Source organism: Pseudarthrobacter sp. BIM B-2242 (assembly GCF_014764445.1).
Lineage (GTDB): Bacteria > Actinomycetota > Actinomycetes > Actinomycetales > Micrococcaceae > Arthrobacter > Arthrobacter luteus_A.
In genome coordinates this window covers 763,340-778,651 of record NZ_CP061721.1, presented here as the reverse complement: position 1 = coordinate 778,651, position 15,312 = coordinate 763,340, and the positions used below count along the sequence as shown (strand labels likewise).

The 15,312-nt window shown below is 65.9% G+C and carries 14 protein-coding genes and 2 riboswitches; of the genes, 1 reads left to right on the top strand and 13 read right to left on the bottom strand.

Features of this window, described 5'->3' with window-relative positions; genetic code table 11:
• Positions 1–16: 16 nt before the first annotated feature.
• From IDT60_RS03690 to IDT60_RS03650, 10 genes are all read right to left on the bottom strand, one after another.
• The gene (locus IDT60_RS03690) at positions 17–3,043 is read right to left on the bottom strand and encodes a glycoside hydrolase family 38 C-terminal domain-containing protein (RefSeq protein WP_191080900.1); all 3,027 of its coding nucleotides are present in this window, start codon (positions 3,041–3,043) and stop codon (positions 17–19) included.
• A gap of 133 nt (positions 3,044–3,176) precedes the next feature.
• The gene (gene fdhD, locus IDT60_RS03685; RefSeq protein ID WP_164202133.1) at positions 3,177–4,076 is read right to left on the bottom strand and encodes a formate dehydrogenase accessory sulfurtransferase FdhD; all 900 of its coding nucleotides are present in this window, start codon (positions 4,074–4,076) and stop codon (positions 3,177–3,179) included.
• Positions 4,077–4,236: 160 nt separating this feature from the next.
• Complete coding sequence (locus IDT60_RS03680) at positions 4,237–5,655, bottom strand: molybdopterin molybdotransferase MoeA (RefSeq protein ID WP_191080899.1); 1,419 nt, start codon at positions 5,653–5,655, stop codon at positions 4,237–4,239.
• 10 nt (positions 5,656–5,665) lie between these two features.
• Positions 5,666–5,959: a DUF6457 domain-containing protein gene (locus IDT60_RS23155; protein ID WP_223883869.1), complete on the bottom strand. Its 294-nt coding sequence runs from the start codon at positions 5,957–5,959 to the stop codon at positions 5,666–5,668.
• Entirely contained in the window at positions 5,956–6,651 is a 696-nt protein-coding gene (locus tag IDT60_RS03675; RefSeq protein WP_223883868.1) for a molybdenum cofactor guanylyltransferase, read from the bottom strand. The genes IDT60_RS23155 and IDT60_RS03675 overlap by 4 nt, the downstream gene beginning before the upstream one ends.
• Before the next feature lie 27 nt (positions 6,652–6,678).
• Positions 6,679–7,179 carry an HNH endonuclease gene (locus IDT60_RS03670; RefSeq protein ID WP_164202137.1) on the bottom strand — a complete coding sequence of 167 codons (501 nt, stop codon included), beginning with the start codon at positions 7,177–7,179 and terminating at the stop codon, positions 6,679–6,681.
• A 236-nt stretch (positions 7,180–7,415) separates the two neighbouring features.
• The gene (locus IDT60_RS03665; RefSeq protein WP_164202139.1) at positions 7,416–8,186 is read right to left on the bottom strand and encodes an NlpC/P60 family protein; all 771 of its coding nucleotides are present in this window, start codon (positions 8,184–8,186) and stop codon (positions 7,416–7,418) included.
• A 153-nt stretch (positions 8,187–8,339) separates the two neighbouring features.
• On the bottom strand, positions 8,340–9,026 hold the full coding sequence (locus tag IDT60_RS03660; RefSeq protein ID WP_164206434.1) for a C40 family peptidase: 687 nt from the start codon (positions 9,024–9,026) through the stop codon (positions 8,340–8,342).
• 70 nt (positions 9,027–9,096) lie between these two features.
• Positions 9,097–9,268: riboswitch (cyclic di-AMP (ydaO/yuaA leader) on the bottom strand.
• Between the two features lie 139 nt (positions 9,269–9,407).
• The gene (locus IDT60_RS03655; protein WP_191080898.1) at positions 9,408–10,235 is read right to left on the bottom strand and encodes a M23 family metallopeptidase; all 828 of its coding nucleotides are present in this window, start codon (positions 10,233–10,235) and stop codon (positions 9,408–9,410) included.
• A gap of 3 nt (positions 10,236–10,238) precedes the next feature.
• A riboswitch (cyclic di-AMP (ydaO/yuaA leader) is annotated at positions 10,239–10,480 on the bottom strand.
• A gap of 163 nt (positions 10,481–10,643) precedes the next feature.
• Positions 10,644–11,336, bottom strand: a complete 693-nt coding sequence (locus tag IDT60_RS03650) for a metal-dependent transcriptional regulator (RefSeq protein ID WP_164202143.1) — start codon at positions 11,334–11,336, stop codon at positions 10,644–10,646.
• Positions 11,337–11,610: 274 nt separating this feature from the next.
• Between IDT60_RS03650 and serC the strand changes: the two genes are divergently transcribed.
• Entirely contained in the window at positions 11,611–12,741 is a 1,131-nt protein-coding gene (serC, locus tag IDT60_RS03645) for a phosphoserine transaminase (RefSeq protein ID WP_191080897.1), read from the top strand.
• A gap of 33 nt (positions 12,742–12,774) precedes the next feature.
• Here the strand turns inward: serC and IDT60_RS03640 are convergent, their stop codons facing one another.
• The 3 genes from IDT60_RS03640 to IDT60_RS03630 are packed head-to-tail and all read right to left on the bottom strand — an operon-like array spanning position 12,775 to position 15,135.
• Positions 12,775–14,094 (bottom strand): MFS transporter, encoded by a 1,320-nt coding sequence (locus IDT60_RS03640; protein WP_191080896.1) that lies wholly within the window; start codon positions 14,092–14,094, stop codon positions 12,775–12,777.
• A 45-nt stretch (positions 14,095–14,139) separates the two neighbouring features.
• Positions 14,140–14,742, bottom strand: coding sequence for a DUF3027 domain-containing protein (locus IDT60_RS03635; RefSeq protein WP_191080895.1), 603 nt, complete (start codon positions 14,740–14,742; stop codon positions 14,140–14,142).
• A gap of 9 nt (positions 14,743–14,751) precedes the next feature.
• Positions 14,752–15,135: a cold-shock protein gene (locus tag IDT60_RS03630; protein ID WP_066286899.1), complete on the bottom strand. Its 384-nt coding sequence runs from the start codon at positions 15,133–15,135 to the stop codon at positions 14,752–14,754.
• Between the last annotated feature and the right edge of the window lie 177 nt (positions 15,136–15,312).

Genomic DNA, 15,312 nt, shown 5'->3' with positions numbered 1-15,312 from the left:
CCTCGTCACCCGGGCTCTACCGGACAAACCTCAGCGTGACCAGCTGGAAGGGACGCAGGGCAAGGTTGACGGCGCCTTCTTGGGCGGGCGTGACGCCGGGTGCAGCCGAAGGCCGTTCCAACAGGTCCGTCGCCTGTACGTCCTTGACCGGGAAGCCGGCGGTGAGGGTGCCGGATGACCGTTGCCCCAGGGACTCATAAAGACGGACCACAACGTCTCCGGAACCGTCCTCGGCGAGCTTGACCGCCTCAATGACCAGGGCCGGATTGTCCACCGCGAACAGCGGCTGCACATCGTGGCCGCCGCGGACCAGCCGCGGAGCCAGGTTGGTGCGGTACCCCTCTTCCACTGCCTCGGCAATGCCTGCGCCGGGACGGATGGTGACCGTGAGTTCCTGGTGTCCGCGGTCCGCCGTCGGGTCCGGGAACTTCGGTGCCCGCAGCAGGGACAGCCGCACCGTGGTGGTGGTCCCGCCGTCGGTGCCGCGGACGGTCCGGGTGACATCGTGCCCGTAGGTGGCCGCGTTGGAAATCGCGACGCCGTAGCCGGGCTCGGCCACGTGGATCCAGCGGTGCGCACAGATCTCGAACTTCGCGGCCTCCCACGAGGTGTTCACGTGCGTCGGCCGGAAGACGTGCCCGAACTGCGTCTCGGCGGCGGAGCGGTCCGCTTTGACGTCCAGCGGGAAGCCGAGTTTGAGGAGCTTCTCGCTCTCCTGCCACTCCACGGCCGTGGTGATGCTCAGCGAGTCGCTGCCCGCCTCCAGCGTGATCCGCTGGGTGACCGGCGACGAGCCCGCAACCCGGCTCACCACCACAACGGCGCCGCTCCCGACGTGCTCCAGCCGGATCTCCTGCGCTGACGCCAGTGCCGTGACGTTGCGGCGGTAGAACTCATCGATATCCCATGCGTCCCACTCGTTGGGGGTGTCCCGGTGCAGTTCCAGCAGGTTGCCGCGTTCCCCGGGCGCGATGGCCTCGCGGCCCGTGGCGTAGTCGGTAAGGGAGGCGAGGAGGCCGTCGGCGTCCAGGACCGCCCTGATCACGCCGTTGTCCAGCACGTACCCGCCGTCCTCCGCGGTGGCCTGGGCAGGCTCGCCCTGGACCGCAGGCTCGGCTGCGCCGAGTGCCGGGACGCCGTTCCGGGCGTGCGGTGCCGCGTTGAGCAGGAACGTCCGCGGACCCTCGCCAAGCAGCGCGGCCGCCGCCTGGCCGATGATGGTTTCGAGGTCCGCGCTGATGGCGGCGTAGTTCCGCTCCGCGTCCTGGTGGACCCAGGCGATGGCGCTGCCGGGCAGGATGTCGTGGAACTGCTGCAGGAGGACCAGCCGCCAGAGCCGCTTCAGTTCGGCCGCCGGGTAGGCAAAGGAGCCGCGGACAGCGGCTGTGGTGCACCAGAGTTCGGCCTCACGCAGCAGGTGTTCACTGCGCCGGTTGCCGCGCTTGGTCTGCGCCTGGCTGGTGTACGTGCCGCGGTGGAGCTCGAGGTACATTTCCCCCACCCAGACAGGAAGGCCGGCATAGCCTTCCTCCGCCGCCGTGAAGAAGCTTTCGGCGGATCCCACCCGCACTTTGGGTGAGCCTTCCAGATCTGCGGTGCGTTGCGCGGCAGCCAGCATTTCACGTGTGGGCCCGCCGCCGCCGTCGCCGTAACCGAACGGCACCAGCGAGATATTGGCGCGGCCATGGTCGCGGAAGTTGCGCTCGGCGTGGGCCAGTTCGCGTCCGCTGAGCTCGGCGTTGTAGGTGTCCACCGGCGGGAAGTGCGTGAAGAGCCTGGTGCCGTCAATGCCCTCCCAGTTGAAGGTGTGGTGCGGCATCCGGTTGATCTGGTTCCAGGAGATTTTCTGCGTCAGGAACCACTGGCTGCCGGCTGACCGAACGATCTGCGGCAGGGCTGCGGAGTACCCGAAGGAGTCCGGGAGCCAGGCTTCCTTGCATTCGACGCCGAATTCCTGAAGGAAGAAGTGCTTGCCTTCCACGAACTGGCGGGCCATGGCCTCACCACCGGGCATGTTGGTGTCCGATTCGACCCACATGCCTCCCACCGGAACGAACTGGCCGGCCTTGACCTTCTCCCGGATCCGTCCGAAGAGCTCAGGGTAGAACTCCTTCATCCACGCGAACTGCTGGGCCGATGAGCAGGAAAACACAAAACTTGGGTCCTCATCCATCAGCGCCACCACGTTGGAGAACGTCCTTGCGCATTTGCGGATGGTTTCGCGGACCGGCCACAGCCAGGCGGAGTCTATGTGGGCATGGCCCGTGGCCACCAGCTGATGCGCGGAGGCATAGGCGGGGCGGGACATGACCTCTGCGAGGGCTTCGCGTCCTGCGGCCGCGGTGCCTGCGACGTCATCCGGGTCCATCAGGTCCATCATGCGTTCGAGCGCGCGCAGAATTTCGTGGCGCCTGGGCTGCTCCATGGGAAGTTCATGCATCAGCCCGGAGAGGGTCCAGATGTCCTGCTGGAGTTCCCAGACCGTCTGGTTGAGTTCGGCGATGGCGATCCTGCCGAGCCGGTACTGCGGTGCCGTGCCGGCGGTTGCCTTGTCCCCGTACGGCGTGGCCGCGAACGTCCAGCCCTGCGCCATGTCAGGATTGGCGGCCGCTTCAACGTAGAAGTCGACGGCCATGCCGCTACCCAGCAGTTTCAGCGGGATGTATTGGTTCCGCGGCGAAATGGCCTTGATGATGGTTCCGTCCGGGCGCCACGCGATGCCCTCACACTGGAATCCGGGGGCTTCGTTGATAAACCCGAGGTCCACCACGACTTCCACCGTGGTGTCCGGCCCGGTACCCCAGGCCTGGGGCACGTCCCCCTGCAGACGAAGCCACTTGGTGCCCCACGGCTGGCCCCAGGCAGCACCGTGCTCCTGCGGCAGGAACTCATGCCGCAGGGCGTCCATCACGGTGACAGGTTCACCGGGCGCGTCCCAGCTGCTCAGGTTCAGGGGAACGCTGCGGGTGTAAACGGCGGGATTGATCCGCTCGCGGACAAACCGGTCCAGGCGGACTTCGGTAATCCGGCGGTCGTCATGCACTGTAAACCCTCTTAAATACGTGAATGTGAGTAGTCGAATCGGGACATCGCCGTCCAATCGATGGATAAAATCTACCGGCTAGTAGCTCAATAGCCAAGTGCCAGTTTCCCTCCCCGGGGCCGTCCGCGCAGCCTCAGCCCGAGACGTCGGCAGCAGCCTCTGCGCGAACCTGCCCGGCGGAAAGGGTGATCCTTTCCTGCCCGGCGTACACATTCAGGCTGGTCCGGCGGCTGAATCCGACCAGCGTCATGCCGCTGGCCGCGGCGAGCTCGGCGGCCAGGCTGGACGGTGCACTCACGGCCGCAAGCACCGGGATTCCGGCCAGCGCTGCCTTCTGGACCAATTCGAACGACGCCCGTCCCGATACCTGCAGGACCAGTCCGGTCAGCGGCAACATCCGTTCCCGCAGGGCCCAGCCCACCACCTTGTCCACGGCGTTGTGGCGGCCCACATCCTCCCGGAGGCACAAAAGTTCCACGCTGCCGTCGTCCGATACCCGGAACAGGCCCGCGGCGTGCACGCCGCCGGTGGTGTCGAACACCGCCTGTGCTTCGCGGAGCCGGTCGGGCAGGACGGCCAGGACGTCAGCCGGAACGGTCACCGGATCCGAGGCAGGGCTGTAGTGGGAGGATTTCCGCACCGCTTCGATCGAATCTATGCCACAAATGCCGCAGGAACTTGAGGTGAAAACGTTCCGTCCTTTGGCGGGCAGTTCGACGTCGGGCCGCAACTGGGCTTCCACCACGTTGAAGGTCTGCACCCCGTTTTCGTCCTCGCCGGCGCAGAAGCGGAGTGAAACCAGCTGGTCGGGGCTCCAAATGATTCCTTCGGACACCAGGAAACCGGCCACCAAATCGAAGTCATCGCCGGGCGTCCGCATCGTCACCGAGAACGACAGCTGGCCAATTCTGATCTCCAGCGGCTCTTCGACGGCGAGCACGTCCTCGCGGTGGCGGACCGGAAACTCGAGCGCCTTGGGTGAGCCGTCCAGAACATACTTATGCACCTTGCGGCGCTGCGTCACGCGTCCCATCAGCGGCCTGGGCTGGTGCTCTGAGGGCCCTTGCTGCTGGGGTTCCGGACCTTGCTGCGGGGAGTGTTCATAGCTCAATCATCGCATCACGGCCGGACTGCGGAGCACACCCGGCCAGGAAGAACCTGCGGCCGGGTCCGGGTCCTGCAGCCTCAGCAGTTCAGTCCAGCAGGGCGCTCCAATCCACGGGGCCGGCCGGCTTCGCGCGGTCTTTTACCCCGTCCTTGGCCGCAGTCCGGTTGGCTGCCCTGGCCGCAGTCCGGGTTTTGGCCTTTGCGCCCGCCGGTTCCGGTACGGGCAAGGGCGGCCCCCACGGCAATGCGAATGCAGGCACGGGCTCGCCAAGCTGCACGCCGTGCGGCGGAACCACCATCACGCCGTCCGCCGACGCGAGCCCGCGCATCATCCCGGGACCCGTGTGCCTCGCAGGGGAAGCCATTCCGTACAGGAGCCTGAACGGAAGGAGCCGGGTCCGGCCGGGCTCGGGCTCCAGGGTTGTCCCGCAAGGGACCTCCTGCACGGGCGGCAGGGGTGCGTGGCCCAAGCCGGCCAGGAGCGGTGCCCCCACCGTCGATAAAGCCATCATGGCGGCCAAAGGGTTGCCGGGCAGCCCCAGGACAAAGCGCCCGTCCGGCAGTTCGGCCAGGACGGCCGGATGCCCGGGGCGCATGGCGATGCCATCGATGATCAGCCGACCGCCCAGCTCCGATACTGCACGGCGGAGGTGATCGGTGTGGGATGGTCCCGTTCCGCCGGTGGTAATGACGACGTCGGCGGGCAGGGCAGCCGGGTCCGGAACCTCAGGCGGGAGGTCCTCCAGCCCTGCCAGCCACTCTGCATACGAATCGCCGATTTTCTCCTTGCCGGCGAAAATGCCGCCAAGCATGGCCACCACTGATGCGAGCTGCGGCCCGAACGTGTCCCTGACCTGCCCGGGCACGGGCAGGCCTTCCGCCACGACTTCGGACCCCGTGAGCAGCAGCTTCACCACCGGCTTCCCGCGGACCAGCAGGTCGTCGTACCCGGCCAGGGCAGCGAAGGCCAGGTGTGCCGGGTTCAGTGTGACGCCGGCCTTGACCAGGACTTCCCCCGCAGCTGCTTCCTCGCCGGCCTTCCGGATGTGCTGGCCGTTCCGCGGTTCCCCTGGACGGGCGGTGCCGCCGGTCAGCAAAAGCGGCAGGCCGTCGTCGTCGGTGCCCAGCACTGCACTCTCGCTGCGCAGCACTGCCTTGGCACCGGGCGGAATCAGTCCCCCGGTGACAATCGGGCTGGCCTGGTGCGGGGCGAGCCGCTGGCCGGCCTCCGCCACGATCCACGGACCGCTGCCGTTGACCGCCCAGCCGTCCATCGCCGAGGACGCATAGTGCGGCATATCGTGCAGCGCGGTGATGTCTTCAACCAGGACCCTGCCCAGCGCCTGCGCCAGCGGTACCCGTCCGGGTGGAATGGGCGTGGCACTGTCGAAGGCGGCTTGGCGCGCCTCTTCCCAGGTATGGGCCAGGTGTTTGGCGTGGGTGTCAGGTGCGGGCGCGTGCGTTGGGTCGGGGCTCCCGGGTTTGTCGCCGGGGGCGGCGGTCATTCGACGGTGATCATTCGACGGGCGCCCCGGTGGCTTCGGAAGCGTAGTCTGCAACGAGGGAGCGGGCGCGGTCCATGGCAGCAGTTATGGCCGCAGCGTCGGACGCCTGCCCCGATCCCGCCGCGATGCCCGCCGCAAGCCCGGCGATAAATGTCGTCAGCGGTGCGGCCGGGCGGACCACGGTATGGGCAGCCACGCCGGCAAGGGAGAGGATGGCGTTCACATCGATCTGGACGTCCTCCAGCTCATATGCCTGCAGCAGCGCCCGGCTCCACTCTTCCAGGGTCTCATCCTGACTTTTCACGCTTTGCCTCCCAAATCATCTGCGGCCGCGTTGCTCCGGAACCCGCTGATCGGGTCCCGGCCGGCCACTCCAAGCGCGGCGGCATCGTCCCAGGTGTCCACATCTGACGTGGAGCCGGCCGGAACGGCGACAGGCTGTACGTCAAGACTAGCAAGGAGTGCCATGACCGAACTGTTGATTAAGCTTCCTCTGCCGGCAAGGTCAGCAACGGCACGTTGTAGCGCAGCCGTGCTATAAAAGCCCGCCAAGGGCTGCAGCCGGCCGTCCCCGGAAACAGCCACAACCCCGTCCTGTTTGCTGCTGCTGAAATTCCCGCCGGCCCGTTCATTGATGAGCAGCGCATCTGCCAGGGCCGACACCGCATCTGCGCTATTGGGCATGTCGCAGGCAAGCACCAGGGTGAACCTGGAAGGGGGTCGGCCGGTTCTCTCCAGCTCCGCGAGCCCGGCGGCGATGGCGGCGGCGGGCCCGCTGAAGGCCGGCTCTTCCCGGCACCTGAGGATGCCGGCGGGCAGGTCTCCCTCACCGGGGCCCACCACCACCACGACCCGGGCACCCCCGGCTGCGGCGACCGAACGGCGCAACAGAGTGTCGCCGTCGTACGTCAGGTGCTGCTTGGGCACACCGCCAAGACGCGCGGAGCGGCCCCCGGCGAGAATCACGGCATCAAAATCGAGGCTTTCAGCGTCCACCCACCCAGCCTAGCTGCGACGGAAGGGTCAGGCCGCCCGTTCCGGCAACAGGAAGGGATCCCATGCGGGCGTCGGCTTCTCAAGTTCCTTGATCTGCCAGATGGTGCCGTGCGGCGGTTCGGGCACAATCCGCAGCTTCCACCCCATCTCGGCGGGGGTGTGATCACCCTTGGTGTTGTTGCACCGCAGGCACGCGGCGACGAGGTTCTCCCACGAATCTGCACCGCCGCGGGATTTTGGCTGGACATGGTCGATGGTGTGGGCACCTTTGCCGCAGTATGCACACCGGTGGCCATCGCGCCGCAGGACTCCGCGGCGGCTGACCGCGGTGTGGTGGTTGTATCGGGGGCGGATGTACCGGTTCAGGAGGATCACGGACGGGCGGCCCAGAATCTCCTGCGGACCCACGACCGGGTCGTCGCCCTCGGCTATAACGCTGGCCTTGCCCGTCAGCACAAGCACCAGCGCCCGGCGGAAGGTAACAACCGCCAGCGGTTCATATCCAGCATTCAGAACGAGAGTGCGCATGCACTTACCTCTTCGTGGCCGCACCCGTCAGGGGCACGAGGGCCGGCTGCCCCCGGCATATCCGGGCTATGGATCGACACCACAAGAGTAAACAAAAAATACCGGGATTAACTAATCGACCTCAGTCCGGGGCGACGTGTCAAATCTGCCCGGCGTCCAATCCGTGCCGGAAGGCCCGGCAGACAACAAAGGACCCCCGCCATCAGGCGGAGGTCCCTTGGAAGTTCAATCAGCTGCTAGGACACGCGGATGAAGACCGGGCCCGAACCAACGTTGGCGCTGAACACAACGGTCTGGTTGCCGTTGTAGCCGCCGTGAACAGCCTGGCCGTTGCCGGCGTAGACCGCGACGTGGGCCATGCCTGCTCCACCGTCTGCGTAGTAGATGAGGTCGCCCGGCTGGGCTTCGGCTGCACTGACGGTGCGGCCAAGGCCGAGGTAGCCTGCGGGCCAGTCGTGGAAGTTGATTCCGACGGCGGCGAGAGAGTTGGTGACCAGCATGGTGCAATCCTGGTTTACGCCGAGCTGTGCGTAGGCAGCGGACAGGATGGCCTGGCCCTTGCCGCTGGCGGCAGCGGGAGCGGCGGGCGCGGCCGGGGCAGCCGGGGTGGACGACGCAACCTTGATTGCGGCCGCGGGCTGGGCAGCAGGTGCGGCAGGTGCCTCAACTGCTTCAACAACGGGCTCCGGCTCTTCAACGGGAGCCGGCGTGGTGGTCACAGCAGGCTTCTCGTAGGAGATGGCGATGGTGGAGGCAGCCGAAATGATGGCCGGCGCTGAAACCTCAACCTCAAGGTTGGAGGCCGAAGCGGCTTCCCGCTGAATGTTGGTGTCTGCGGCGTTGGCCGCAATCCCGCTGGTCAGGACCAGGCCGGAGGCAGCAGCGATAACCGCGGCCTGGCGGCCCATGCCACCGGCGTTGTCGCCGACAGCCTTGGCAATGACAGCAAGCGAGTTGGTCTTGGTGACCTCGGCGCGGTGCCGTGCAACAGTTGCACGAGTAGTCATTAAAATTTCTCTCTTTCGTGTTCCTCAGGGCCTTTTGGGCAGCCCGAGGGCTGTGGACGCGCCGGCATCTTGGGGGCACGCCGGCACGCCCCGAACGGGGATTTTTTAAGGGTTTCTAGCGAAGAAACGGGGAGTTGATCCGGATAACCGGATTTAGCCCATGGTGTAGAAGGAGGACGATCCTGTTGCCGCAACAGCGTGCAGCAACGTGCCCTGTGACGGGTTCAGCGCGCTGATCATCATGCCGTTGCCGACGTAGATACCAACGTGCGCTCCGCCGTTCTGCATCACCAGGTCACCCGGGGCCGGGGTGGCGGTGGGCCGCATCGCGGTCCAGGCATTGACGCGGGGAATGCTGATGCCGGCCTGGGCGTAAACCCACTGGGTGAAGCCGGAGCAGTCCCAGCCATTGGGAGAGGTGCCTCCCCAGACGTAAGGGCTGCCGATACCGGTGTACGCAATTGCTGCCAAGCCCGAACCTGCGGCTGCAGAAACAGTGTCCGCAAGCTTGGTCTCGGCTGCACCGGCAGCGGCGGTTTCCGTTTCAGCTGCCGCTTCGGCTGCTGTTTCGGAAGCCGTGGACTGTGCACGGACCGGTTCGATCTTCGGCGCCGGCGTGGTCTCGACCACAATGCGCTCGAAGGAAACCGTGGCCGTGGGCGCGGCAGTGACGGCAAGCGCAGTCTGCGTTGAACCGGACTCGGTGGAGGCGGACACACCTGCGGTGGTGTCCGCGGCGTTGGCCGGAAGCCCCATGGTCAGGATCAGACCTGACGCAGCTGCGATGACAGCAGCCTGGCGACCTACGGTCCCGGCGTTTGCACTAACAGCCTTGGACACGGAGCCCAAGGGGTTGGTGCGAACCGTTTGCGCGCGGTGGCGCGCAGAATTATGGCGTGAAGACACGAAGGTAGCCTCTCCCAATGCCTGCGAGGTGAGCTGTCGGATTCGGATGGGAGTCACCCGGCCGCGCCGCTTCCTGGGAAGCTTTGCGACTTAACCCCAAGGCCTTCAGGATCGAAGACCAAAATTGGTTCCCCCGCCCCTGCCAGACGAATTCATGCGAACGGACCTTGAGCGGTGGCAGAGCTAGGCAATCCACTCAAGAACGTCAACTTCGGAAAAGTTGACGCGCTTTAGACGTTACAGCAGTTCAGAGCCAATGTCACATTCAGGTCACGGCAGGTCTCGGTGAATTGAGAGCTAGCGCTCATTTTGCGCTTAGAGCCAGCCTGTGGGGTCAACAACTTCGCCGTTGACCTGGACTTCAAAGTGGAGGTGGCAGCCCGTGGAGGCCCCCGTGGTGCCGCTGAGGGCCACGACATCGCCGCGGGTCACTGTCTGGCCTGTGCTGACCGTTGCGGACGACAGGTGGTTGTACGTGGTCTCCAGGCCGTTGCCATGGTCCACCACTACCCGGTTGCCGCCGCCGTACTGGTGCCAGCCGACGAACGTCACGGTGCCACTGGCAGCAGCCAGCACCGACGTACCGCACTGGGCCATGAAGTCCTGGCCGCGGTGGAAGTCCCCGGACCCGCCCGTGATGGGGCTGATCCGGAATCCGAACGGTGACGCCGTGGAGAGTTCTGCGAGCGGTGCGCCCAGGCTGCCCGCGGAGGCCGCAGGCGTAATAGAGCCGGCCGACTGCGCACTCAGCAACTGCTTGAGCTTGCCGTCGGGGTCACCCTCCGTCACAACTGACGAGCGGCTGAAGTCGATCTGAGCCGCTGCTTCAGCGGAAATCTCGGGCTGCGGGGTTGCGGAAACCGCGCCGACGGACTGGCCCGGCTGCTGGTCGGCCATCACCGGACCCGTGACCGGAACCGTCACAGTGAGGGCCAGGCCAGTGGCCGCGAGGGCAATTCCGGCTTTCTGGCCAATACCGCTGGCGGCCGCAAAATCGGTCATCTGCCTGAACGCGCCACGCCGCTGACGCCGCGCTGCGCGCTGTACGTCGCGTGGCCTCTCCGCGGAAAATTCCTCGGCAGCCCGCGGCGCCGAAGCGGGGCCTGCCGCGCGGCGGCGGCCCCTGGAGTATTGCGTGGTCAAGAATGTTCCTCTCTGGATAGCCTGCGAAGTTAGCTGTCGGATTCGGGTCAGAGAGTTCAAAGACCCGGTCCGCCGTGGCAAGCATTTGGCGCAGGGGTATCCCGGGAGATTCTTCCGCTGGAAAGGCTTGCTGCTGACGGACTTCACCCCAAGGCAGCTTTTTGACTGCCGGTTGTGGTTCCTCCGCCTCTGCCAGTTGGTGACTTTGCACCTGATCCGCTGGCAGAGCTCGGCTCCGGATCAGGTAACGCTTTTGTATCGACGCTTGGCTTAAACTATATGCGACGAAGCGGGGAGGTAACAATTCCGTTATCTTTTGCGGAATGCGCGACGATCCGCTAGCGGGGCCCTGGAGCGGCGCTCCGGACCGCCGGGCAGCGGGGACGTGACGTCCGTCAGGCGGGTCCTCTAGCGGACAGAAACGAAGACGTGCGCAGCCACTTCGGGCGGGAGCTCAAGCGCACCCTCAATGCCGGGAACCCGCACGGAAATGTACTCCCCGACGCGTTCCAGGGAAACGGAGGCGCCCGGCCGAATCCCGCCTTCATCCAGCTGCACAAGCAACTCAGGTTCTACCTGGATGGGTTCTGCCAGGCGGTTCACCGTCACGCTCGATGTTGGCCCGTAGCCCAGCATGGCCTCTACGAGATTAATCACACCGGCGTCCGGAACGGAGGATGTTCCGCCCAGCGCTGCCAGGCCGGGGATGGGATTGCCGTAAGGAGATTCAGTGGGGTGGTCGAGCAGTTCGTAGATGCGCCGCTCAACGCGCTCGCTCATCACGTGCTCCCAGCGGCAGGCTTCGTCGTGGACGTAAGCCCAGTCCAGGCCGATGACATCAGCCAGGAGGCGCTCAGCGAGCCGGTGCTTGCGCATGACCTCGGTGGCCCGCTTGCGCCCTGTCCCGGTCAGTTCCAGATGGCGGTCGCCGGAGACCACAACCAGTCCGTCGCGCTCCATCCGGCCGATGGTTTGGGACACCGTAGGTCCGGAGTGCCGCAGCCGCTCGGCGATGCGGGCGCGAAGGGCAACGATGTTCTCTTCTTCAAGCTCCAAAATGGTTCGAAGATACATCTCCGTGGTATCGATCAGATCCGTCATCCAGCTCAGCTCCTCGAGCGCAGTACCTAGCGTTGTCCCACCGTATCGCGTCCCAGCCGCGTCGAGGTCCGGTGAAAAGCTTAGCCTATTTTGAGTTTGTCCGGATAATCCCGCAGGGTGCAGATCGTCTCGTTGATTGGACTATGACGGTGCCGGTTCCCGCCCGTTCTTCTGTTTCAGGCAGAATAAAAGCGGCCCTCGTTGCAGTCGTTGCTGACTGCCGGCCACCCCACCGTCCCGGACGCCAACATGTCCACGCCGAATTGGAGCCCTTGTGAGCGAAACCAGCATCACTATTCCTGCCGACCTCCTGCCCAAGGACGGACGCTTCGGCGCGGGACCATCCAAGGTCAGGCCGGAGCAGCTTGAAGCACTCCAGGCGGCATCCCGGACCATCCTGGGTACCTCACACCGCCAGGCGCCCGTCAAGAACCTTGTGGGTTCGGTCCGCGAGGGCCTGAGCCAGTTCTTCCGCGCCCCGGAGGGCTACGAGGTTGTCCTGGGCGTCGGCGGCTCCACTGCCTTCTGGGACGTTGCAGCATTTGGCCTGGTGGAGAAGAAGGCCCAGCACCTGTCCTTCGGCGAGTTCGGCTCCAAGTTCGCCGCAGCCACAAACAAGGCCCCCTTCCTGGACGCGTCCTCCATCATCAAATCCGAGCCCGGCACCCGCCCGGCGGCCCGGGCCGAAGCCGGCGTTGACGTGTACGCCTGGCCGCAGAACGAGACCTCCACCGGCGTGGCAGCTCCGGTCAAGCGTGTTGAGGGTGCCGATGCCGGCGCCCTGGTACTGGTGGACGCCACCTCCGCGGCCGGCGGCCTGGACGTGGACGTTGCCGAGACGGACGTCTACTACTTCGCACCGCAGAAGAACTTCGCTTCCGACGGCGGCCTCTGGCTGGGCCTGTTCTCCCCCGCCGCCCTGGAACGCGCGGCGCGGATCAAAGCCAGCGGCCGCTGGATCCCGGACTTCCTGGACCTTCAGACCGCGATCGATAACTCGAAGCTGAACCAGACCTACAACACCCCTTCCCTGACCACGCTGGTAACGCTGGACAACCAGGTGCAGTGGCTGAACGCCAACGGCGGCCTGGACTTCGCCAGCAAGCGCACGGCCGACTCTGCGGGCCGGATCTACGCCTGGGCGGAGGCGTCAGAGTTCGCCACCCCGTACGTGGCGAAGGCTGAAGAGCGCTCCAACGTCATCGCCACCATCGACTTCGATGACTCGATCGATGCCGCGGCCATCGCCAAGGTCCTGCGTGCCAATGGCGTGGTGGACACCGAGCCTTACCGCAAGCTGGGCCGCAACCAGCTCCGGATCGCCACGTTTGTCGCCATCGAACCGGACGACGTTTCAGCCTTGCTGGCCAGCATCGACTACGTGGTGGGCGAGCTGCGCAAGTAATCCCCCGCGCTCAGCGCGCTGCCACCGGCAGCGTCAGCGTCCGACGGCGTCGTCCGGGTCTTCTTCCCGGGCGGCGCCGTTTGTGTTGTCCCCCAGCCGGGAGACAACACGAAACTGGCGCAGGCCGCGGGCCCGCCGGTCGAAGGCGAGCCGGAGCTGCCTGGCGCGGATGATCCACACCATGCCGATCAGCGCCGCAATGATCCCGGAAGCGGCGGCCACGCCCAACGACCAGCGGGCCCCTGCCACGTTGGCCACCCAACCCACCAGCGGCGCCCCGATGGGTGTTCCGCCCATAAAAATGGCCATGTACAAGGCCATAACCCGGCCCCGCATGACGGGATCGGTGGTGGTCTGGACATAGCCGTTGGCACTGGTCATCATGGTGATGGCGAACAGCCCCACCGGTACCAGCGCAACTCCGAACCAGAAATAGTTTGGGGCCAGCGCCGCGAGACCGGAGGTCACGCCAAAGGCAGCGGCCGCGCCAAAGATCATCCGCAGCCTGGGTTTCCCGCGGCCGGCGGACAGCAGCGCCCCCGCCACCGAGCCGATGGCCATGATCGAATTCATAAGTCCGAACGCGCTGGCATCCAGGCCGAATTCGGTCCCCACCATGGCCGCGATGAACAGCACGAAGTTCAGCCCCAGGGTTCCCACAATGAAGACGGCCACCAGGACCACCACAATGTCCGGCCGGAACCGCACATAACGCAGGCCCTCCCTGATCCGTCCCTTGCCCGGCGCTGCGCGGGGCAGCTGCCGCAAGGTCGCCGTCGGGATCTTCCACAGGCTCAGGAGCATGGCAAGGAACGTGGCGGTGTTGATCAGGAACACCCACCCCGGCCCCACGGCCACCGTCAGGATTCCTGCCACCGCAGGACCGATCATACGGGCCACATTGAAGGAGGCGCTGTTCAGTGCCACGGCGTTGGGCAGGTAGTCGTCCCGGACAAGCTCTGACACGAAGGTCTGGCGTACGGGGGCGTCGAGCGCGGACACCATGCCCAGCAGCAGGGCAAAGCCATAGACATGCCACAACTGCCCGGCGCCGAGGACTACCAGGACACCGAGCCCCGTGCTCAGGAGGGCCATCACGGACTGGGTCATAATCAGCAGCTGCTTGCGGCTGTAACGGTCCGCTACGAGTCCGGCGACGGGGGCAAGGAAGAGCTGCGGTCCCAACTGGAGCGCCATGGTGATGCCCATGGCGCCCGCGTCGTGATCGGTGAGGTGATCGAAAACCAGCCAGTCCTGGGCGGTCCGCTGCATCCAGGTCCCGATGTTGGAGACCAGCGCGCCGATGAACCAGATCCGGTAGTTGAGGATGTGCAGGGATTTGAAGGTGGACATCACTGCCGCCTTACGTGGTGGTCACCCTGCGCCTGTACCAACGTGCTAGTCAGCCTCGGATGCTGGTTCGTCTTCCTCGGGATCAGGTTCCCCGGACACGTCATCCTCGTCCGCAGGGCGGGCCGCGTCGGCGTCGGCATCTGTGTCGGCCTCGGCGTCGGCGTCGGCTGCGGCTGCGGCTGCGGGAGGCTGATCTTCTTCCGCTTCCCGGGCATCCTCAGGACGAACACGTTCGGCCCATGGCACCCACTCCGGGGACAGGATGGAGTCCTCGGACGGGAGGAGTCCGAGCTCGCTGATGGTGACAACCTTCGAACGGGAGTTCCGGGTCAGTACCGCGTACCACTGCCAGCCCTGGTAACCGGCCAGCTTTGATTCGAAAAGGTGCGTGACCAGGCGCTCCCCTTCGCTTTTGGCCGCGATGTGGACGCCGATATCCGCCGGGGCCGTAATGCCTTCGACGGCGGCGCGGGCCACATCTACGGCCGCCGCCAGGAAGGCATCCGGCTTGCCGGTCCGCCATACGGGCACGCCCGCTCGGCGCTTTGCTGCAGGCTTGGCGGCAGTCTGCTCCGCCGCAGGTGCCGGCGCATCTGTTGATGGCTGTTCCGCTGCCGTGGTGCCCTGCTGTTCAGCTTCCTGGTTCATCAGCAAGGCCTAAACGTCCAGCTCGTCGGCAACCTTACGCAGTGCCGCCGCGATGGCTTTGCCCTTGTTGCCTTCCGGGTACTTGCCCGCGGACAGGGTCCCCGACAGGTTGTCCAGGACGCTGACCAGGTCCTGGACCAGCGGGGCGAGGTCGCGTGCGCTGGGCCGTTTGGCCTTGGCGATGGAGGGCGTCTTGTCCAGGACCCGCAGGCCCAATGCCTGGGCGCCCTTGCGCCCGTCGGCGACGCCGAACTCAACGCGGGTGCCGGCCTTCAGCTCCGTGACGCCTTCAGGCAGCGAGGATTTGGGCAGGAAAACTTCCTGGCCGTCTTCGCCTGCGAGGAAGCCGAAGCCCTTTTCTTTGTCATACCACTTGACCTTGCCGGTAGGCACGTAATCAACCTTCTTCGTTCTGACGTCTTCTGACACGGCCTGCAGGCACCGCATCCGCACTGTTATGCGGGTTCAGGGAATGACTGCGACGGACCGTGTTGGTCTGTTCCTTCAAGGTTATCCTGCCGGGGACCGATTCCTGCTTTATGGCCCCCCGCCATGCCCGTCGCGGCCCGG